19 protein-coding genes are annotated in these 20,861 nt (G+C 58.1%); 8 read left to right on the plus strand and 11 right to left on the minus strand.

Features of this window, described 5'->3' with window-relative positions; genetic code table 11:
* Window positions 1-19: 19 nt before the first annotated feature.
* The 7 genes from hisS (at window position 20) to HALA3H3_RS04245 (ending at window position 6,709) form a co-directional block, all read left to right on the plus strand.
* Window positions 20-1,321 carry a histidine--tRNA ligase gene (gene hisS, locus HALA3H3_RS04215; RefSeq protein ID WP_022520080.1) on the plus strand — a complete coding sequence of 434 codons (1,302 nt, stop codon included), beginning with the start codon at window positions 20-22 and terminating at the stop codon, window positions 1,319-1,321.
* A 67-nt stretch (window positions 1,322-1,388) separates the two neighbouring features.
* Window positions 1,389-2,045, plus strand: a complete 657-nt coding sequence (locus tag HALA3H3_RS04220) for a YfgM family protein (protein ID WP_022520081.1) — start codon at window positions 1,389-1,391, stop codon at window positions 2,043-2,045.
* Window positions 2,042-3,211 (plus strand): outer membrane protein assembly factor BamB, encoded by a 1,170-nt coding sequence (gene bamB, locus HALA3H3_RS04225; protein WP_022520082.1) that lies wholly within the window; start codon window positions 2,042-2,044, stop codon window positions 3,209-3,211. The genes HALA3H3_RS04220 and bamB overlap by 4 nt, the downstream gene beginning before the upstream one ends.
* Complete coding sequence (gene der / locus HALA3H3_RS04230) at window positions 3,208-4,611, plus strand: ribosome biogenesis GTPase Der (RefSeq protein WP_022520083.1); 1,404 nt, start codon at window positions 3,208-3,210, stop codon at window positions 4,609-4,611. Before bamB ends, der begins: the two co-directional genes overlap by 4 nt.
* 226 nt (window positions 4,612-4,837) lie before the next feature.
* Window positions 4,838-5,452: a hypothetical protein gene (locus tag HALA3H3_RS04235; RefSeq protein ID WP_009288402.1), complete on the plus strand. Its 615-nt coding sequence runs from the start codon at window positions 4,838-4,840 to the stop codon at window positions 5,450-5,452.
* Window positions 5,453-5,627: 175 nt separating this feature from the next.
* A complete protein-coding gene (locus HALA3H3_RS04240; RefSeq protein WP_009288401.1) occupies window positions 5,628-6,431 on the plus strand; it encodes a M48 family metallopeptidase in 804 nt (267 codons plus the stop codon).
* A gap of 17 nt (window positions 6,432-6,448) precedes the next feature.
* Window positions 6,449-6,709, plus strand: coding sequence for a hypothetical protein (locus HALA3H3_RS04245; protein ID WP_022520084.1), 261 nt, complete (start codon window positions 6,449-6,451; stop codon window positions 6,707-6,709).
* Window positions 6,710-6,845: 136 nt separating this feature from the next.
* Here HALA3H3_RS04245 and HALA3H3_RS04250 read toward each other — a convergent pair whose 3' ends face one another.
* The 7 genes from HALA3H3_RS04250 to HALA3H3_RS04280 all read right to left on the minus strand — a co-directional run bounded on the left by HALA3H3_RS04250 (window position 6,846) and on the right by HALA3H3_RS04280 (window position 16,325).
* Window positions 6,846-8,750: an alpha/beta hydrolase domain-containing protein gene (locus HALA3H3_RS04250; RefSeq protein ID WP_022520085.1), complete on the minus strand. Its 1,905-nt coding sequence runs from the start codon at window positions 8,748-8,750 to the stop codon at window positions 6,846-6,848.
* Window positions 8,751-8,895: 145 nt separating this feature from the next.
* On the minus strand, window positions 8,896-10,581 hold the full coding sequence (gene dld / locus HALA3H3_RS04255; RefSeq protein ID WP_009288399.1) for a D-lactate dehydrogenase: 1,686 nt from the start codon (window positions 10,579-10,581) through the stop codon (window positions 8,896-8,898).
* Between the two features lie 86 nt (window positions 10,582-10,667).
* Window positions 10,668-11,945, minus strand: a complete 1,278-nt coding sequence (locus tag HALA3H3_RS04260) for a TRAP transporter large permease (RefSeq protein ID WP_022520087.1) — start codon at window positions 11,943-11,945, stop codon at window positions 10,668-10,670.
* The gene (locus HALA3H3_RS04265; RefSeq protein WP_022520088.1) at window positions 11,942-12,433 is read right to left on the minus strand and encodes a TRAP transporter small permease; all 492 of its coding nucleotides are present in this window, start codon (window positions 12,431-12,433) and stop codon (window positions 11,942-11,944) included. Before HALA3H3_RS04265 ends, HALA3H3_RS04260 begins: the two co-directional genes overlap by 4 nt.
* Window positions 12,430-13,419: a TRAP transporter substrate-binding protein DctP gene (gene dctP / locus HALA3H3_RS04270; protein WP_022520089.1), complete on the minus strand. Its 990-nt coding sequence runs from the start codon at window positions 13,417-13,419 to the stop codon at window positions 12,430-12,432. The genes HALA3H3_RS04265 and dctP overlap by 4 nt, the downstream gene beginning before the upstream one ends.
* 143 nt (window positions 13,420-13,562) lie before the next feature.
* The gene (locus tag HALA3H3_RS04275) at window positions 13,563-15,149 is read right to left on the minus strand and encodes an aldehyde dehydrogenase (NADP(+)) (RefSeq protein WP_022520090.1); all 1,587 of its coding nucleotides are present in this window, start codon (window positions 15,147-15,149) and stop codon (window positions 13,563-13,565) included.
* Window positions 15,150-15,191: 42 nt separating this feature from the next.
* On the minus strand, window positions 15,192-16,325 hold the full coding sequence (locus tag HALA3H3_RS04280; RefSeq protein WP_009288396.1) for an iron-containing alcohol dehydrogenase: 1,134 nt from the start codon (window positions 16,323-16,325) through the stop codon (window positions 15,192-15,194).
* Window positions 16,326-16,443: 118 nt separating this feature from the next.
* Here HALA3H3_RS04280 and HALA3H3_RS04285 point away from each other — a divergent pair, with 118 nt between their 5' ends.
* Window positions 16,444-17,403: a LysR family transcriptional regulator gene (locus HALA3H3_RS04285; RefSeq protein ID WP_009288395.1), complete on the plus strand. Its 960-nt coding sequence runs from the start codon at window positions 16,444-16,446 to the stop codon at window positions 17,401-17,403.
* Between the two features lie 24 nt (window positions 17,404-17,427).
* On the opposite strand, the gene aroE is transcribed toward HALA3H3_RS04285, so the two are convergent.
* The 4 genes from aroE to dprA form a co-directional block, all read right to left on the minus strand.
* Complete coding sequence (gene aroE, locus HALA3H3_RS04290; protein ID WP_022520091.1) at window positions 17,428-18,255, minus strand: shikimate dehydrogenase; 828 nt, start codon at window positions 18,253-18,255, stop codon at window positions 17,428-17,430.
* Complete coding sequence (gene hemF, locus HALA3H3_RS04295; protein WP_022520092.1) at window positions 18,252-19,205, minus strand: oxygen-dependent coproporphyrinogen oxidase; 954 nt, start codon at window positions 19,203-19,205, stop codon at window positions 18,252-18,254. Before hemF ends, aroE begins: the two co-directional genes overlap by 4 nt.
* 76 nt (window positions 19,206-19,281) lie before the next feature.
* The gene (locus tag HALA3H3_RS04300) at window positions 19,282-19,839 is read right to left on the minus strand and encodes an L-threonylcarbamoyladenylate synthase (RefSeq protein WP_022520093.1); all 558 of its coding nucleotides are present in this window, start codon (window positions 19,837-19,839) and stop codon (window positions 19,282-19,284) included.
* Between the two features lie 43 nt (window positions 19,840-19,882).
* The coding region (gene dprA, locus HALA3H3_RS04305; RefSeq protein ID WP_053856900.1) for a DNA-processing protein DprA at window positions 19,883-20,861 on the minus strand (979 nt) is incomplete at its 5' end.

Raw genomic sequence — 20,861 nt, forward strand, 5'->3', positions numbered from 1 at the left:
GCAGAATAAGGAGTTTTCTTTGAGCAAGTCCGCCGTTAAAAAAATTCAAGCCATTCGTGGTATGAACGACCTACTGCCCAGCGATAGCCCACGCTGGCAATTTTTTGAAGCCAAAGTACGCCAGCTAATGCTGCGTTACGGTTTTAATGAAATCCGCACGCCTATCGTTGAGCAAACCGCGCTGTTTGCACGCTCTATCGGTGAAGTTACCGATATCGTCGAAAAAGAGATGTACACCTTCGATGATCGCAACAGCGAGAGTTTGACCCTGCGTCCCGAAGGCACTGCCAGCTGCGTGCGCGCGGCCATGGAGCACGGCCTGCTGTATAACCAAACTCAGCGGTTGTGGTACCAGGGGCCGATGTTTCGCTATGAGCGCCCGCAAAAAGGCCGTTACCGCCAATTCCACCAGATCGGCGTCGAGACCTTCGGTTTTGATGGCCCGGATATCGACGCCGAGGTGATCTTGCTTTCAGCGCGCCTGTGGCAGGAACTCGGCTTGATGGAGCACGTTACCCTGGAGCTAAACTCGCTAGGTTCATCAGAGGCGCGGGCAGCCTACCGAGATACGCTGGTGGCCTACTTTGAGCAGCACCTAGACGCTCTCGATGAAGACTCCAAACGCCGCTTGACCAGCAACCCGCTGCGTATTCTCGACTCCAAAAATCCGGCCATGGCGGAGATGCTCGACGGCGCGCCGCAGTTGATGGATCACCTGGATGCCGAATCCCAGGAACACTTTGAGCAGCTCACGAAGATGCTTGAAGCAGCAGGCATTGACTATGTGATCAACCCACGCTTAGTGCGCGGGCTCGACTACTACTGCCGCACCGTGTTCGAGTGGACCACGACTGCGCTGGGCAGCCAGGGCACCGTGTGTGCAGGCGGACGCTACGACGGCCTAGTCGAACAGCTGGGCGGCAAGCCTACCCCAGCGGTAGGCTTTGCCATGGGCATTGAGCGGCTGATTCTGCTACTCGACACCCTGGAACTGATTCCTGAGAACGCCCTTGGCGGCTGCGATGTCTATTTGCTGCCCATGGATGATACCGCCACCACGGCAGCGATCACCCTGGCCGAGCAACTGCGTGGCGAGCTGCCTGAACTGCGTCTACAGCTTCATTGCGGCGGCGGCAGCTTTAAAAGCCGAATCAAAAAAGCCGACAAGAGCGCTGCTACGATAGCCATACTGATCGGTGAAGATGAAATCGCGACGCAGTCGGCAACGGTCAAGTTTCTGCGCGATGACCGCGAACAGCAAAGCGTTCCTCAAGCCGCATTAGGCCGCACGCTGGGCGAGCTTTTAACGGCTAACGCATAAGCCCTGCAGGCTGCCTGCTTGCATGCGACGGTCTAAACATACGACTTTAGAAGAAAGGAGCCCGCCCGTGGTGGAGCTGAGAAGCGAAGAAGAACAGCTAGACGCCGTCAAGCGCTGGTGGAAAGAGAACGGCATGTCGTTGATTGCAGGCGCTGTCCTGGCGGCGGCCGGGGTGTTCGGCTGGAATGCCTGGCAGAACTATCAGCAAGGCCAGGCTGAAGCGGCCTCCATGCGCTATCAGCAGTTAGTCAATATGACCGCTGGCAACGAGCTTGACGAGGAGCAACTAGCAAGCGCGAGGAAAATGGTTAGCGAACTGACCGACGAGCATGGCGATACGCTCTACGCCGAACTCGCCCTGCTGCTCGACGCCCGCTTGGCTGTTCAGCAAGGCGACTTGGAAGCAGCACGCACCGCACTGGAAAGCGCAGCCGATTCCTCGCGCCGCTATGTGCAAAGCTTGGCGTGGCTACGTTTAGCCCGTATCGAGCTTGCCGACGGTAACCCTAAACAGGCGCATGCGCTGTTAGACGAGCCGATTAGTGATGCGCTAGCGGCCCAAAAAGCTAACGTGCGCGGCGATGCGTTCGCCGCCCAAGGCGACACCGAGGCGGCCCGCGATGCCTGGGAAACCGCTCTAGAAGTGTCTCAAACCAAAGACCAGCCGCTTTACGGCGTGCAGTTCAAGCTTGACGATCTCGGCGCTGAGGAGGCGACACAATGACTTTTGGTATCCCAACGAAACAGCTAGTACGCGCAAGCTTAGGCGCGCTGTCGCTGGCACTGCTGGTCGGTTGCGCGAGTAAAGGCGAGCCTGCCTATACCCCCAAAGAGCTGCGTAGTTTCGACGAGACCTCCTCGCTGGAAACTCAGTGGCGGCGCAACGTGGGCGATGGCCTGGGCCATGCCCGTTACCCCATCGCGCCTTCCCGTGAAGGCGACACCGTGTTTGCGGCCGATGTCGAAGGCGTGGTGATGGCGATGGATGCCAACAGCGGCGACGTCGAGTGGGAAATCGACCTTGATACCCCTATTTCCAGCGCGCTAACGGCAATTGCCGGTCAGGTTTATCTGGCCACCGGTAACGGCGAAGTGATCACGCTGGATCAACGTGACGGCAGCGAAGAATGGCGCTCGCGGGTATCCAGCGAAGTGCTTGCCGCGCCCCAGGCCAACCAGCAACTGCTGGTCGTGCAAAGTGTCGATGGCCGTGTGACTGCCTTGGATCGCGCCACTGGTGAAGAGCGCTGGGTATACACCAGTTCGCAGCCGTCACTCACCCTGCGCGGTACCGGTACACCGATGGTCATTGATCCAGTCAGCTTTGTTGGCCTGGCCAATGGCCGCCTGGCCACGCTGGATAACCGCAGCGGCCAGCCGCTATGGGAAATGCAGATTGCCACCCCCCAAGGGCGTAGTGAAGTGGAACGCCTGGTCGATCTTTCCGGCCAGCCGATCATCAGCCCCGATGGCCGCCTGTTCGTGACCAGCTATAACGGCCGCGTGGTGGCGCTGGAAGCAACTCAAGGCGACGTACTTTGGGAAGCGGATCTCTCCAGTCGCCATACCCCGATTCTGGTCGGCGACTTCCTGTTTGTGGTCACCGATGACAGCCAAGTCGTCGCCCTCGACGCTAACAACGGCCGCGAAATTTGGCGCAACGACGATTTAGAAGATCGTTGGTTGACCGCCCCCGCCTTCGCCGATGGCCGTTTAGTGTTCGGCGATTTTGAAGGTTATGTTCACCTGATCGACGCTCGCGAAGGCGATATCGTGGGTCGCACTCGCGTGCACAGCTCGGGCATCAGCGTACGCCCGGTCACTGAAGGCAGCACCATTCATGTCCAGGCCAACAATGGTCGCCTGGAAACCCTGGAAGTAACTCCATGACACCCGTCATTGCTTTAGTCGGTCGCCCCAATGTGGGCAAATCGACGCTGTTTAACCGCCTAACGCGCTCGCGTGATGCACTGGTGGCCGACTTTCCTGGCCTCACCCGCGACCGTAAGTACGGCAATGGCATGCTGGGCGATAAGGTCTATACCGTGATTGATACCGGCGGTATCAGCGGTGACGAAGAAGGCATCGATGCCGCTATGGCAGAGCAGTCACTCGCCGCCATTGATGAAGCCGATATCGTGCTGTTTATGGTCGACGCTCGCGCCGGCCTTATCGCCGCTGACCAAGCGATTGCCAACCACCTGCGGGTTAACCAGAAAAAAACCTGGCTGGTGGTGAATAAAACCGATGGGTTAGAAGAGCATTCGGCAATGGGCGACTTTTGGTCGCTCGGCCTAGGCGACCCCTGGCCAATTGCTGCCGCCCACGGGCGCAACGTTTCCACCCTGATCGATGTGGTGCTCGAACCGTTTCCGGAGCGCGATGCCAGCATTCCTGCCGACACCGGCAGTAAAGGCGTTCGCATCGGCGTGATTGGCCGCCCGAACGTGGGCAAATCGACTCTGGTCAATCGCCTGCTGGGCGAAGATCGGGTCGTCGTGTTTGATGAGGCGGGCACTACCCGCGATGCTATCGAGATTCCTTTTGAGCGCCGCGGCAAGCCCTATGTGCTGATTGATACCGCGGGTATTCGGCGGCGCAAGAACGTGCGCGAAATCGCCGAGAAATTCTCCATCATCAAGACGCTGGATGCGATCAAAGAGTCCCATGTGGTGATCATGGTACTGGATGGCTCCAGCGGTCTGGTGGAGCAGGATTTGCACCTGCTCGACTACGTGTTGACCACCGGTCGTGCCCTGGTGCTTGCAGTCAACAAGTGGGACGGCCTGGAGACCGAAGCCAAGGACAAAATGCGCACTGAAGTGAAGCGCCGCCTGGGCTTTGCGGATTATGCCGAGCTGCACTTCATCTCTGCTCTACACGGCACGGCAGTGGGGGATCTCTACCCCTCGATTGATCGCGCCTTTGACGCCGCTAACGCCCACTGGTCGACCAACCGCCTCACTACCCTGCTACAGGACGCGGTAAGCCAAAACCCACCGCCGATGGTGCACGGTCGACGCATTAAACTGCGGATGGCTCACCAGGGTGGCAGCAACCCGCCGATTATCGTCGTCCACGGCAACCAAACCGAGGCGTTGCCAGAAGCCTATCGTCGCTATTTGACCAACACCTTCCGCAAGGTGCTCAAGGTACGCGGCACGCCAATTCGCTTTGAGTTCCGCTCGGGCAGTAACCCGTTCGATGACATGGCGGGCGCCAGCGACAAAGAGAAAGCTAAAAAGCGCGAGCTTAATCGCACCAAAGAGGCGCGTAAAAGCCGTCGTTAAACGCCTTATTAGCTGCCTTTTGAATTCGCCCGCTTGTATCATCAAGCGGGCGTTTTGGTTCTAGCCTTAAATAGGCGCTTGAACACGTAAATTCTGTTGACAGAAAATGACTTCAGCCCTCAAATAGCCGCGCTTATTAGCCCGAAGCTAACAAGCTTGCATCAGCACTTTACACTTAGCGTCGTTACCCCACTGCTTACGTCCTACTTAAGGGGACTCTTATCTTATGCTTTATATTGCTCGCTACTGGCGCTGGCTGACCTTGTTTGGCGTTGCCAGCCTACTCACGGGTTGTCTCGCCCTGCCCCAAACCGGTTTGTTTGCGTTTCGTTTGGCGGTGACCTCTCTGGGGGTTGAGGATGTTCGCATTGGCCCTTACAGCATTAATGCGGGGCTAGACACCAGCGATTTAACCAGCCTGATTGCGTCTAGCCTTGGTGCCGGTAGCCTGCCCGTTCAGGCCACCATTGCCATGGGGCTGGGCTTACCTGCGGGCATGCCACCGGTGGAGATGTCAGGCTTTCGCTGGGCGCTGGATATGCCGGGCGTTGATCCTGTGGAAGGTAACTATGAACAGGACGTCACGCTGACCTCTGGCGATGATGCTAATTTACGCCTACCGGTTGCCTTTGATGTACTCGCCACCGACACCCAACGCCTGGCCCCCATGCTGGAGCTTGCCAGCCAGTTGGCGTCTCAAGGCGAGCTACCGCCTGGCAGTCAACTGGCCATCACGCCTGGGGATCTGCGCGGGTTGGGTATGAAACTACCGTCAGGATTATTAACGCCGACAATTCGCTTAAACGTAGGTGCCGATGGGCAGCTAGTACCCCAGCGCTAAGGGTTTATGTCTAGGAGCTTGCAGCCAATCGTCTGCGGCCTAGCCTTGGTTCAGAGGGGACTCAATTCAGCATCCATACTCAACCACTAGGTGGGTTATGATGGGGGATTGATTTACTGCTATCAGCGGTTATCTTGTGTGCAAGAAACTCTTTCGTCTATAAGGAAACCGACTCATGCGCTGGCTTCGCCCTCTCGCTGTTACCGCACTATGTGCGTCTATCGCCGCTTGTACCACCTCGCCCACCGGACGCTCGCAACTGCTGTTGCTCTCTGATAGCGAATTGAATGAGATGGGGCGCCAAGCGTTCACTCAATATCAGCAGGAGCTGCCCACGGCGGGCCAGGCCAGCCACCGCTATGTGCAGTGTATTGCCGATGCCATCGTGGCGGAACTCCCCGCCGAACAGCGGCAGCTAGACTGGCAAATTCGCGTATTTGAGTCCGAACAGCCCAACGCGTTCGCGCTTCCCGGCGGCTATATGGGCGTGAATACCGGCATGCTGGATATTGCCACGACCCAGGATCAGCTTGCTTCCGTTATCGGTCACGAAATTGGTCACGTACTGGCCAACCATGCCAATGAGCGCGCCTCCACCGAGAGCGCCACCTCATTAGGCCTGTCGGTGATTTCCAGCACCTCTGGCATGCAGTCTGCCGGTGGCCAGCAACTCATGGGCGTGCTCGGCATGGGCGCACAGTACGGCATCGTACTTCCCTTCTCCCGGGCCCATGAGAGTGAGGCCGATGTGATTGGTTTGGATCTCATGGCTCAAGCCGGTTTCAATCCCCGTGAGAGCGTGACCCTTTGGGAAAATATGCAGGCGGCCACAGGTGGCGGTGCGCCCCCCGAGTGGATGTCGACTCACCCTGGCCAAGGCCAGCGCATTCAAGGGCTGCAGGGTAATATGGATCAAGCACTTGCCTTGTACGAGCAGGCTCGCAGCAATGGTCGTACACCCAACTGCCCGCGTCCTTAACGGATCTTGAGGTTTAAATGATTAAGCTGGGATTACTGCTACTGGTACTGCCGCTGTTTGTGCTGATGGGCGTGTATTTCTGGGAGCTAAACGACATACGCGCGTGCCAGCTTGATGGCGGCCATTGGGACTATATCGAGAGTGCCTGTAGAGACACCCCGCAACCGTTTGTCTCCTGGCTGGAGCGTTCGCCGCTGTTAGTCAATGGCGGCATGCTGCTCTCGGTAGTGGGGCTGGCGATGTGCACGGTGGGCTTGTACGTCAAACGCACTAAGTGAAACGTTATTAGTGGCATCAATAAAAAGTGGGGGCGGATATATTATCCGCCCCCACTTTTTTAGCTATGTTGTTGATCAATGAAGATTGATACTAGCGAGGAAAAAGACCTCATTTAAAACTCTTTAAAAATGCGGGTTATAGTTCTGGAGCATCCTCCATCACCCATTGACGGTCTTTCTCAAGCATAAAGCCAATATCTACTAGCTCATCTATAGCGTCACCTAAGGATTCTTGGTATGACTCAGGGCTTGAGTATCGGCTTGATACTGACTTTCTACCATCATTACTACTCGCAAAAGGGATAAAGCTGCCGGATAAGTTACACAATTGGCCTTCTGCGTACCCTTGATCGCGCAAATTCCAGCCTAAATAAGTACCTAGAAGCACAGCCACATAGGGTTGGCGAATGCCTCCCAAGGCAATGCCATCTTCATCCACTTCTGGCACCTTCACCGAATATTGTTCACCCTCTTCAGGTGGCACCACAGTATGGTTTCTGGCATACAGCTCGTTGACAGGCGGCTTAGGCACTTCTCCCTGTAAGGGCGGCAAATTCAACTCCTCATTCGCCACAAGCCCATCACCCTTCAAACCTGGATAACGGCTTGCTGGCGGGGCTATATCATTTACGACCCAAGACTCCATCGCACTCACAAGCGCACGCATGCTAGGCGCCACACTAATTGGATTACTCGGATATTTACATACTTCACTAGCCGAAGCCGATCCTCCCCAAGCATTAAAATGCGGCGCCCCAGCGAAAAAATATAATCGCACATCATCAGGCATAGTCAGGGGGTCTCCAGTGGGGGATGTAGAAACCAATGACGCACGAGCCTGCCAAAATTCTGCCGACGTGTCGGTGTGCATAAGTTTCGGACACGTATTGTTTTCACGACAGACGGCCAAAATACTGTCGCTCTGCCCCGTCAACGGATCTAGCATCTCGACATAACTGAAGGGGAACTGATCTCCTACCGAATCATGATCTTCATGCTGTCGAGAGAAGCGACCAGGCTGAGCAAAAGGGTAGTTGGTGAACGTCTTCCGTGATCCCGCAATATGCGCCATGGCGCCATCAAATACTCGGTTGCCCTGACTATCAGCATTGTATCCTTGATATATCAAGTCGCGCAGGAAGCGTCCTGACTGAGAAATCCCCATTGCCACGGTATGCTCAATATCGTTCAGTGGTGTTTCAACATCATGTCCTTGCGCACCTCTCAGAAAGGCGACCAAGTCGCTCGTCGCGAGCATCCCTAACCCGGCGGGCACTGCATCCTTAGCGGTATAAATAAACTCGTATATAGCGCCGCCATCCATACTAGTGGGCCGCTGAATCTCTATACGATTTTCATCCAAATAACGAAACGACAAACCCTCCACCATTTGACGAGGCGCATCAGGCGTAGGCCTAACGGTTAGAGAGGCATGTTCGGGGTTTAGGTCTGCAGCAGGGTATGTAAGGGACGCAACACTTACCGACTCATGGTTATCGAAAACGAACTCCTCACGAGATTCACCCGTTACCCCCTCAATAACCGGCAAATCAATCTCGATCAAACTATCGCTCAAACCGGTCTGCCAGCCACTCCATACCATGGTGTGGCCCTGGCGCATTAAAAAACCATCACCTGGCTCATCGACTGCAAAGTCGCCCGAGATACTCGTTAGATTAAGTAACGGAAAACTCAAGTTGCGGCCACGGTTAGGGACTTCGTAGAAAAGCACTCCTGAGGTTTGCTCAGTAGGTCGTAGAATCACCACTTCCGTACTAAAGGCCACTTCACCTTGATCATTAACAGGCGCTTTTTCTAAATCGGCAATGTTACTGGCTCTAGCACTCGTAGGATCAATAGCAAAGCTTGCCACGGCCTCAATTCTCTCGTAAGCACCAGACTCTCCAAAGCGTTCACCGTCGTAATCAACGACCGTGTTGCCGATTTCAAACCCAGTGACTCTGGCTTGAATATCAGGTGATAACCCCATTCCCCCAGCCACCGCCAATGTCATTAATGCTATGTGTGGAAGATGCTTCATGACAACTCCTAAGTATTATTTTTATGTACCCATAATCATAAGCGTCAGCTATATAAATAGCTAACAACTCATTTTGGCGTTGGCTCCTAAGACAGAGAACCATCGCCACTACGCTCTTTTTGAAAGCTCTTATTGCAGGCTAGTTTTACCGCCAATCACGCTGTTTTGATGTCTTACCAATTCCGGGGTTGAATTGATTAGTGGGGTCGAGTTGCCGATAGAAATCACGTAGCGCTGGCTTGGCGTGATACAGATGTCCCACATTGTGCTCGGCTGGATATTCGGCCCCCCTGGCATCGAGCAGCGCACAAATCTCCTGCTCCAAGGCGTGACAATCCTCGCCTTTTTTCACCAGATACTCCTGATGCAGAACATGGCACAGAAAGTGCCCTACATAGAACTTGCGCTCGATCCGCGCCTCGATCTCGGGCGGCAAGGTCTCGAACCAGTCGAGGGCATCCCTCGGCAGCGCCACGTCAAGTGCCACGATATCTTCGACCGTTCGCGGATGAACGGCTCGGTAGCGCACCACGGCGCCCCCTGAGGCGAAGCGATTGAGGAACGCGGCGCTGCCCTCCTCATCGGTGCACTCGAAGAACTCACCGTGCTCGGCTGGGTAACGCTCCGCCAGATAGGCGCGCATTTCCTCGATACACTCTTCCCCTGTGCGCAGCATCAGATGGTGTATGTAGCGGTCACGGTAATCGAGCAAGCGTCGTGGCAGATGTTCGGGGAACAGCCGGGATGCAGCCTGAAGCAGCCGGTCAGACAGATGGCGGCCCAGGTGCAGCGACTCGGTGACACCATCGAACCAGCTTTTCGCGGCAAAGGCTTTCGGTACATTCAGGGTGCCGAACCGGCGGATAAACAGAAACACATCCTTGCCGTAGACATGCGCCATGTCGAAGGCGTCCTTATGCATGTATTCGCCCGCGATGGGCAGATGCTGGAACTGGCCGAGCAGGTCTCGTCTGATCTGCTGCAACTGTGCGGGATCATTGGTGCCTATATAGAAGACGCGCTCGTTGGACGCGGCGGGGAACGTGTCCATGCGCACGGCAAACACGGCCAGCTTCCCCGCAGAGCCGGACACTTCATAATGGCGGCGCGGGTCGGCGTTGAAGCGCGCTGGCGTCGACGCTGAGATATCGCGCACATGCGCTTTGTACTCTCGATCGGATGCCCAGGAGGTCTCGCTCATCTGGATATCGCTTTGTGAGTAATGGCCACTGTCCAACCGCGTCAGCACCTCTTCTGTCGAACTCCCCAGTTCAATACCCAGGTGATTCACCAGCACCAGCTTGCGCTCCGGGGTCACCTGAGCGAATAGAGATAGCTGCGTATACGCTGGCCCACGCTGTACCAGCGAGCCGCCCGAGTTGTTGCAAATACCGCCGGTCACCGACGCGCCAATGCAACTCGAACCAATCACGGAGTGTGGCTCACGGCCAATAGGACGCAGCGCACGCTCCAGCCTATCCAGCGTTGCCCCGGGAAAGCAAATAGCCTGACGACCCTCGTCGATCAGATCGACCCGGTCAATCCGCAGGGTATTGACGATGACGATGGGCCGATCATAGCCCGTCCCGAAAGGGGTGGAACCGCCGGTCAGCCCGGTATTGGCGGCCTGCATGATGATCGCGACATCGGCGTCCACGCAGGCTTGCAAAACTTGCCACTGCTCCCAGAGCGTGCCCGGCTCGACGGCGGCCATCACCTCCCCGTCGCCGTAACGGTACCCTTTACGGAAGCGATGGGTGGCGCGGGTGCCGACATGTACATAGCGCTTGCCCGTGACACTTTGGAGCTGAGCAATAAGCGAACTGACCATCTATAAATACCCATCAATGTTCATGGTGAGCAGAGAGCGCTACCCCTATGCCGGGAGAGCGCACTCCGAATGCTTTAGCTGCCTTGTTAACGCGCCATCGTGCCAGGTAGGAACAGCGAGAGCTGAGGGACAAAGGTGATGATCATCAGGCAGACGATGATGACGCCCAGGAAAACCAGCAACGGTCTCAGCATATGCGTGACCGAACAGCCGGCAATCTGCGCGGCAGCAAACAGGTTGACGCCCAGCGGAGGTGTAATCATCCCCAGCGCAAGGTTCACCACCATGACGGTGCCAAAGTGCACCGGCTCGATACCCACGCGCAGTGCGGCATCCTGAAGGATCGGTGCGAGCACTACAATGCTGGCGCCTGTCTCGATGAACATGCCCACCACGAACAGCATAAAGTTGATGGCCAGCATCAGCGAGGTTGGGCCATCGAAGGTGCTAGTCAACCAGAGCGCCACGGCATCGGGCACCCCCTGACGATTCAACAAGTAGCCCATCAAACTGGCGGCACCGATGATGAACATGATCACCGCGGAGGTGACCACCGATTTACGAAACGCCAACGCAACGTCTTTGAGCGTCATTTCACGATGCAGGAAAAGCCCTACCACCAGCGCATAGACCACGGCAATGACGCTGGCCTCGGTGGGCGTGGTCACACCGCCATAAATACCGCCCATAATAAGAACGGGCATCACCAGCGACCAGACCGCTCGCCGGATCGCGTCGAGGCGAGAGAGCCTTCCATCGCCATCGCGCTTTCCCCACCCCTTGATCCGGCACCAGATGAAGATGGTGGCCATCAGGCTACCGGCAATCAATACCCCTGGCAGCACCCCCGCGAGAAACAGATCCGGAATGGAGGTCTGCGTGGCGACACCGTACAGAATCATGGGAATCGAAGGCGGGAGAATCACGCCAAGCTCCGCCGATACGGCCATCAGGGCGGCCGCGAAGCCAATGGGATAGCCGTAATCGCGCATGGCAGGAATGAGGATGGCCCCTACGGCAAAGGTAGTGGCGACACTCGACCCGGAAATGGCTGAAAACATCATGCAGGTCAGTACACAGGTGATAGCCAGCCCCCCCTGCAGTTGGCCGGTAAAGGCGCGTGCAAACTCGACCAGCCTGCGCGACAGCCCACCTACTTCCATCAAATTGCCCGCAAGAATAAAGAACGGAATGGCGGCCAACGGGAATTTATCCAGCGCGATAAAGATCTGCTGCGGCACCACGAGCAGCGGCAGGCTGGTAAAGCCCACCAATCCGACCATCGAGGCCAAACCGATGGCAATCGCGATAGGCACCGATATCGCGAACAGAATCAGCATGGAGGTGATCAGCGCACTGGTCATGGTGCCTCTCCTCTACCTGTTTCGATAAAGTGAACAATGCTACCCAGCATGGCGAACACCGCCCCCACCGGGAGGGCGGCGTATCCCCAACTCATCGAGATATCCAACCCCGCCATCTGCTGAAAACGCACGCGGGACACCACCTCCCAGCCAAACCAGAAGAGCGTGGCAAACAGCGTCAGGCAGGACAGTAGCGTGACCAGCTCGATCGACCGTCGCACTCGGCCCGAGGTCAGTACCTTGGCTAAATCGATGGCTACGAATGCCCCCCGCCGCAACGCCACCGAACAGCCCAGCAGTACCATCCAGACCAGAGCTAAGCGGGTCAGAGCTTCGGACCAGACCGACGGGGCTTGGAAGACGAATCGGCCCAGCACCTGCCAGAAGCTGGCTCCTACCGCAATCGCCAAGGCGCAGGAGGCGGCTAACGCCACCCCCATTGCAATGCCTCGATCGATGCGCTGGATCGTGGCGATGCCCCTGCTCATTCGGCGCTCCAGTCTCGGATGGCTTGCAGTCTCTCGGCGCCGAACTCGGCTTCGAAATCGGCGTAGGCACTGGCCATGGCATCGCGATACGCCAGGATGTCATCGATCTCCACGATATCGATACCGCGGTCGCGTAGCGTCTCGATGCCGACTAACTCATCCTTTTCCACCCGTTTACGGTTCGCGGCTGCCGCAAACGCCCCGGACGTTTTGAGGGCCGCTTGTTGCTGCTCGTCAAGCCCCGCAACGAAATCGGGATTACAGGCAAAAATGCCGGGGGAGTAAACGTGACGCGTCAGATAGAGATGCTGCTGCATCATATCGAGGTTGTTCGCCAGAATGACCGGAATCGGATTCTCCTGGCCATCCACCGTGCCCTGCTGCAGGGCGGGCGGAAGCTCAGAGAACGCCATCGGGGTAGGCAACACGCCAGCCGCCTGCCAAGCCGCGATGTGGATAGGGTTCTCCATGGTGCGGATCTTCATACCCACCAGGTCGTCCGGCGACACGATGCTTTTGGAACCCGTCGTCAGGTTGCGAAAGCCGTTTTCCATCCAGGCCACCCCTTCGAGGCCATAGCGAGGGAAAAGCGCCAGCAGCTCTTGGCCGATTTCGCCATCCAGCACCCCGCGCGCGTGGTCGTAGCCATCGAACATAAACGGCACGTCCAACACGCGGGTTTCCGGTACAAAGTTGCCCAGCGGGCCCGCTGATACGATGGCGCACTCCTGCGTTCCGAACTGGACGCTCTCCAGCGCCTCGCGCTCATTGTCCAAACGCTGGATGACGACGTCGATGGCACCCTCGGTTTGCGCTTCGAGGCTCTGCTCGAACGCGATGGCCGCCTCACCGAAGTGGCTGTCGGCGGGTGACGAGTGGGTGACGGTCAACACGGTTTGCCCCAATGCCGTTGATACACCCCAGCTCATGGAGAGCGCTAGCGTTCCCACTATCGCGGCGATTTTGTCGTATCTAAAGTAAGTCATATGATTAGCTCCTAAATTATTTTTAGTATTGATGCGTGCTACCGCTTGAACAGCGAAGGTTTTTAACGTTGGCGTTTTGGATTTCATTTTTATGGCACCTGTGTTGTTTTATTGTGGTGATGTGTTGCGCGTGAACCGGCGTGCTAACCGAGTGAGTCCCGGCTGAGTTGCCCGTTGACCAAGCGCATCAGCCCTAACGGATTGGCGTTTTGGAGGGCACTCGGCAGGAAGGCATCGGGGTAGTTCTGGAAGCAGACGGGGCGTAGATAGCGGTCGATCGCCAGCGTGCCGACTGAGGTTCCGCGGGCATCCGAGGTCGCCGGGTAAGGCCCGCCATGAACCATCGCATCACACACCTCGACGCCCGTAGGGTAGCCATTGAGCAGCAGGCGCCCGGCGCGATGCTCTAACTGCGTCATCATCTCCGTGTGGGCCGAGAGATCTTCCGGCTCGGCGTGCAGGGTGACGGTCAACTGCCCCTGCATGACGTCGAAATAGCGCGCCAGCGTCTCGCTATCCGGCACCGTCACGACGATGGTGGTCGGCCCAAAGACTTCGTCCTCCAGCGGACGATCCGACCTGAAGAGAGAGTCGGGCGTCGCGCGGAACAGGTGTGCTCGCGCTTTGCCCGGCACAGCGCCGCCCCCGACTAGCTGGGTGACCCCGGGCAGTTCGGCGAGCCGCGCAACGCCTTGTTGGTAGTGTTCCAGGGTCTGGCGGTTGAGCATCACCTGCTCATCGGCACTCGCCAGGGCGTCGCCCAACGCGGCAATAAACTGCTCCGTTTCCGGGGAGTCCACCGCCAACACCAGCCCCGGGTTGGTGCAGAACTGGCCGCATCCCAGGGTGACCGACGCCGCTAGATCGGTAGCAATGCGCACGCCTCTTTCCCGCAGCGCCGCCGGCATCAGCCAAACGGGGTTGATGCTCGACATCTCGGCAAACACAGGAATGGGCTCCGGACGTTGCGCGGCCAGATCGCAAAGCGCCCGCCCGCCCGACAGCGAGCCGGTAAAGCCCACCGCCTTGATACCCGACGCCTGTACCAGGTCTTTACCGACCCCACTGCCATAGATCATGTTGAACACGCCCACAGGCATGGCGGCGTTGCGTGCCGCTCGCTCGATGGCCTGTGCGACCCATTCGGCGGTCATCACGTGGCTGGAGTGGGCTTTGACCACGACCGGGCAGCCAGCGGCCAGTGCTGACGCGGTATCGCCCCCCGCCACGGAAAACGCCAGCGGAAAGTTGCTGGCCCCGAAGACCGCCACCGGCCCAAGGCCCATCTTGACCTGGCGCAGATCAGGGCGCGGCAGAGGGGAGCGCTCAGGCAAAGCCAGATCGATGCGCGCCCCTAAAAAGTCGCCTCGGCGCAACACCTCGGCAAACAGCCGTAACTGCCCGCTGGTACGCCACCGCTCACCGTTGATGCGGGCGGCGGGTAGCGCCGTCTCACGCACGACGTCATTGATGAAGTCATCGCCCAGTGCGTCGAGCTCGTCGGCAATCGCTTCCAGAAACTGTGCACGCGCTTCTGGCGCGAGCTGGCGAAAAGCTGGATAAGCCGCAGAGGCGGCCGCTACCGCCTGCTCGACCTCTTCCACCGTCGCCTGAAAGTAGGCCAGATCATGGTGGCTACCATCCGCGGCGGCGACGCTGGCGAGCAAGGCCTGGCCCTGGCCGCTGCGCTCGCCGCCGATGAACTGCTGGCCGGTCAACGTGGTACTCATACATTGCTCTCCCGATGGTTCAGAGGAATCGCTCGCCAAGACTTACAGCGAACATTCGAGAAGTTGGCGGTAGTCGTTGGCGCTGGCATCGATGGGGTTGGTCTTGTGGCTATGATCCGCCAGCGCCCCCTTGATGATGTCGTCGAACATGGCCGAGGTAATACCGAGCTCGCCCAAGCCCGTGGGGAGATTCAGACGCTTCGTTAGCGCCTGCATGGCATCCGCCACGTCTTGGCCCGCTGGCAGGTTCATCGCTTGGGCCATCCGGGCCAGTTTGTCGTCCTTGACCATCGTGTCGGCCTGGGCGTTGAAGCGGATCACTGCGGGCAGCAGAATGGCGTTCAGGGTGCCGTGGTGCAGCGACGGATTGAGCCCACCCAGCGAGTGACTCAGGCTGTGCACGCAGCCAAGCCCTTTTTGAAAGGCCAGCGCGCCCTGCATGGAGGCACTCATCATGTTCGTGCGTGCCTCACGGTTACTCGGCTCGTTGACCGCGGTTTCGATATGCGCCCAGGCGCGCCGCAAGCCATCCAGGGCAATGCCATCTGCCGGAGGATTGAACGAGGGTGCCATGAAGGTTTCCATGCAGTGCGCGATGGCATCGATGCCCGTTGCTGCGGTCATGCGGGCGGGCAAGCCAAGCGTCAGCTCGGGATCGCAGATCGCCAGTTTGGGGACGACGTGGGGCGACAGCACGCCCACCTTGCGGCCATCGTCGAGAATCAAAATGGCTCCACGGCCGACTTCGCTGCCGGTACCCGCCGTTGTCGGGATGGCAATCACTGGGGCGGTTGCCGAGGTAATCCGTGACATGCCGCCTTCGATGACGGCGAACTGGCGCAGCGGCCCAGGGTGCGCCACGCTCACCGCCACGCCCTTGGCGAGATCGATGGGCGAGCCACCGCCCAGTGCGATCACACCATCGCACTGCTGGGACTGGTAAAACGCCACCGCCTCGCGTACCGCGCCCTCATTCGGGTTGGGCGGCGTACGGGTAAAGACAGCAGCGGGGTGATCCAGGACACGCTGTATCCGCTCCAGCAGTCCCGCCTGTTGAATCCCTTCATCTGTTACAATCAGCGGGCGATGGATACCCAGGCGGGTGCATTCGTCTTGCAATAGATCGACGCTGCCGTCGCCAAACTGTACTTGGGTCACGTAGTTGATGAGTGCCATAGCGTGTTGTCGTCTTTGTTAATTATTCGGAAATAGAGAGTGACTTGCTGCATTGACTATATTCGCGCGGCCCAACGCTGGATAATGACAACCTCTGATAGCGGCATAACAAAAATTCATGTCTACACTGACGTCCATCATTTCCCGCCTGCGCATGCGCCACTTACGCCTGCTGATTGCCTTGCATGAACATGGCACGGTGCAAAAAGCGGCCGAGTCCGTGGCGCTGACCCAGCCAGGGGCCACCAAAGCACTCAATGAAATCGAAGCCATGCTGGGCGTACAGCTGTTTCAGCGTACGCATAAGGGGCTGGAAACGACGGACATGGGGCTCTGTGCGGTGCGCTATGCACGCCTGATCAACACGGATCTGGCCCACTTCCATGAAGAGTTGGAAAGCATGCAGCAAGGCCGTGGTGGCCGACTGGCGGTGGGATTGATCATGGGGGCTGTGCCACTGATTTCGGCGGCGTTGTCGCGGGTTCGCAGCCTGCAGCCGGCGATATCCATAGAGGTGGTCGAAGATACCAGCGCGCGCCTGCTCAACTTACTTGACCGTGGTCGACTCGATGCCGCCATTTGCCGGTCGCGAGTGAATCAAAGGCCGCATCTGTACACCAGTCTGGACATCCACGAGGAGGAGTTGGCGGTCATTTGCCATCCTGACAATCCGCTCACTCGCCATTCAGCGCTGACACTCGCCGACTTATCTGACACCTCGTGGATTGTGTATCCCGCCAATATGCCGATGCGGCTATTGCTGGAACGCGAGTTTCACGAGGCCAAGATCCCGTTTCCGCTCTACCCTATCGAAACAGCATCCGCTTTCACGAGCATCTCAATGCTTGGCCATGACCGCGAATCAGTCGCACTCATGTCCGTCGATGCCTCAAAACCTTTTGTTGATGCGGGCATGGTGTATCGGCTACCTATCCAACTGCACTCGCGTAGCGAACCCTACGAATTAGTCACCCGAAAAGGGGCTAGCTTATCGCCAGCCACTCAGTTGTTCATGAGGGAAGTCGCTTTAGTTGGCAATCTACATGCAGATGTGGAGGCATATATTGAGTCCCTTTGAGTGCCTCTCTAACGTCTTTCATCATTAAAAGGCGTCAAACTCCAGCGACTGACGTAGCATTTCGCGTACCGATGCCGTCTCTGGACGCACATTACGCCATAGAAAAAACGACTCGGCGGCCTGCTCGACCAGCATGCCTAAGCCGTCAAGCAACTTCGCGCCGTGCGGGCCTGCCCACTGTAAAAATACCGTCGGCTCGGCCCCGTACATCATGTCGTAGGCCCAGGCATTGGTATTGAACAACGTATCAGGCAACGGCGGTAAATCGCCTGATAGGCTGGCACTGGTGCCGTTAATCACCACATCAAAAGTGCCATTAACGGTATCAAAACCACCGCCGTGGATAGGCCCTAGATCAGCAAAATCGCTGGCCAACTGCTCGGCCTTGGCGGCGGTGCGGTTGACCACGACGATTTCACTGGGCTGCTCGGCAAGCAGGGGCTCCAGAATGCCGCGCACGGCGCCGCCTGCGCCTACCACCAAAATGCGCTTTTCTGCTAACGCCACACGGTGATAGGCCAAATCGCGCACTAGGCCAATGCCATCGGTAGTATCGCCGTAGGTACGGCCATTACCACCCAGAATCAGCGTATTCACCGCCCCTGCACGACGGGCGCGGTGGCTCAAGGTGTCGCACAGCGCAAAAGCATCGCCCTTGAACGGCACGGTAACGTTGGCGCCACGCCCGCCCGCGTCGATAAACGCCCGCCACGCACCTGCAAAACCATCCACCGGTGCTTCTTCAGCGGTGTACTCAAGGGCCTGCTGGGCTTGATGGGCAAACTCAGCGTGGATCTGCGGGGATTTGGAGTGTTTGACCGGGTTGCCAAACACGCAGTAGCGATCGGTCATGAGAGCTCTCCGCTTTTTCCTTGACCTGCATCCTCAGCGAATTCACCGAGCCAGTCGCGGGGGTATAAGAAATCCTGCAAACGCGCTTCGGGACTGCCGGGCTCTGGCTCAAAGGCGTACTCCCAGCGCGCCATTGGCGGCATTGACATCAAAATTGACTCCGTGCGCCCGCCGCTCTGCAAGCCAAATAGCGTGCCGCGATCCCACACCAGGTTGAACTCCACGTAGCGGCCACGGCGGTAAAGCTGGAAGTCGCGCTCCCGCTCGCCCCAGGCGTCATTTTTACGGCGCTCAACGATGGGCAAATAAGCCGCTAAGAAACTGTCGCCCACCGCGCGCTGAACGGCAAAACAATCGGCAAACTCACCTTCGTTCAGGTCATCGAAAAACAGCCCACCGACGCCGCGGGTTTCATCGCGGTGCTTAAGGTAAAAGTACTCGTCGCACCAGGCCTTATAGCGCGCATAAACATCATCGCCAAAGGGGTCGCAGGCGGATTTTGCCACCCGGTGCCAGTGCACCACGTCTTCCATCACGGGATAAAACGGCGTTAAGTCAAAACCGCCGCCAAACCACCACACCGGCGGCTCGCCGGCTTTCTCGGCAATAAAGAAGCGCACGTTGCCATGGCTGGTAGGCACATGGGGGTTTTCCGGGTGCAGCACCCAGGAAACGCCCACCGCGTGGAAGCTGCGACCAGCCAGTTCAGGGCGCGCGGCGGTGGCCGAAGGCGGCAGCTGGGTGCCATAGACATGGGAGAAGTTGACGCCGCCTTTTTCAAATACGCCGCCATGGGTCATCACCCGTGATCGACCACCACCGCCCTCGGCACGCTCCCAGCTATCTTCTTGGAACTGGGCAGCGCCATCGGCTTTTGCCAATCCAGCGCAGAGCCGATCCTGCAGATCAAGAAGGTAGCGTTTAACGTCATCAAGGTGCTCGTGGGCCACGGTAACTCCTGGGGGCATTGGTGAGTCGTAATGGGTGAGTCGTAATGGGTGAGTGGTGAATAGTTGGAGAGCCGGTTTAAGAACGCATGATTTTACCGGTGGCTAGGTCTCTAATAGTGCTGGGTTTGGCATTGCCACCCAGCTCGCCTTGCACTATATAGGCCACTTCATCAGCAAAGATGTCAGTAATCTCGGCGGCGCTCATCGCGGGCGGTTCCCCCGAACGGTTGGCCGAGGTTGATACCAACGGACCACCGAAAGCTTCGCACAGGGCTTTCATCACCGGGTGGTCGGTCACCCGCAGCGCTACGCGCTCGTGGGCGCCACGCACTAGCCCATGGCTGCGGCCATAATCAGGCACTAGCCAGGTATTGGGCCCCGGCCAGCTTGCCGCAAGAGGAGCATGCATCGCGAGGGGAAGCTGGCTCAACCAGGGGTGGAACTGGCCAATATTGGCAGCAACAAGGATGACGCCCTTGGCAGGGTCGCGCTCTTTCATGCGCATTAGATGGGCTAAGGCTGCGTCGTTTTCGGGGTCACAGCTGAGCCCCCAAACCGCTTCAGTGGGACAGGCAATCACTCCCCCACTACGCAGCGCGCTAATCGCAGGGGCTAGATCGGTCGCCAAACTCATGCTCTCTCCTCACGGCTAACAGGCCTTTAATGACTTTATCCTATCATGGCCGCGGCAACCGCACCCAGCCTCCCGCCTGCTGTGCAACCCAGCCTTCTAACTCCAGCATCAGTAGGCGCTGCTGGCAGTCGCTGACCGTCACGCCAGTGGCGTGCACCAAGAGATCAATAGGCGTCGGCGTGGCCGATAATGACGCTAATAAGGAATCGGGCAAGCTATTGTCAGACAAGCTATCAGGTAGCGGTTCTGGCTCAGATGGCTGTTCTTCCGTCTCAGGCGGGATAAACGCCTCCGCCCAGTGGCCAAGATCAGCGATGATATCGTCGACGCTACAGGCCAGGTGCGCACTGCCTTGACGCAGTAGTGTCAAGCAGCCGCGGGCCTGTACATTGTGTAGCGAACCGGGCAGCACAAACAGTTCGCGATTTTGCTCTAGAGTAAGCCGTGCACTGACCAGCGAACCGCTTTTTTCGGTGGCTTCGACCACTAGGGTACCGAGCGAGAGGCCGGTAACGATTCGGTTGCGCCGCGGGAAAAACGCCGGGCGGGCCAGCGTACCTGGCGGATGTTCTGACACCACCAGGCCACCGGGTAGAGAGCTAAGCTGTTCGTGAAGATCACGGTGAGAGGCGGGATAGATCACATCTACGCCGCAGCCAAGTACAGCGATCGTGCGCCCACCGGCATTTAGCGCTGCGCGCTGGGCAACACCGTCAACTCCCAAGGCCATACCGCTGACCACGCACCAGCCGCGGCGGGCTAGATCGCGAGCGAAGGTTTGGGCGTTATGGGTACCTTCGCCGGTGGGGCGACGAGTGCCTACCATGGCAAGTTTGGGGCCCTCCAGGGCGCTAAGATCCCCCTGGGCCCAGAGCACCACAGGCGGGTCGGGCAGTTCATTTAACAGCGCAGGCCAAGCGGGGTGATCTCGATGCAGCACATGGCGACTTGGGCCGCTTCGCTGCCACGCCAGGGTTTCATCAACCACATTTTGCAACGGGCTGCGCGTGGGATGTTCAAGC

The sequence above is a fragment of the Halomonas sp. A3H3 genome (genome assembly GCF_000982975.1).
Classification (GTDB): domain Bacteria; phylum Pseudomonadota; class Gammaproteobacteria; order Pseudomonadales; family Halomonadaceae; genus Vreelandella; species Vreelandella titanicae.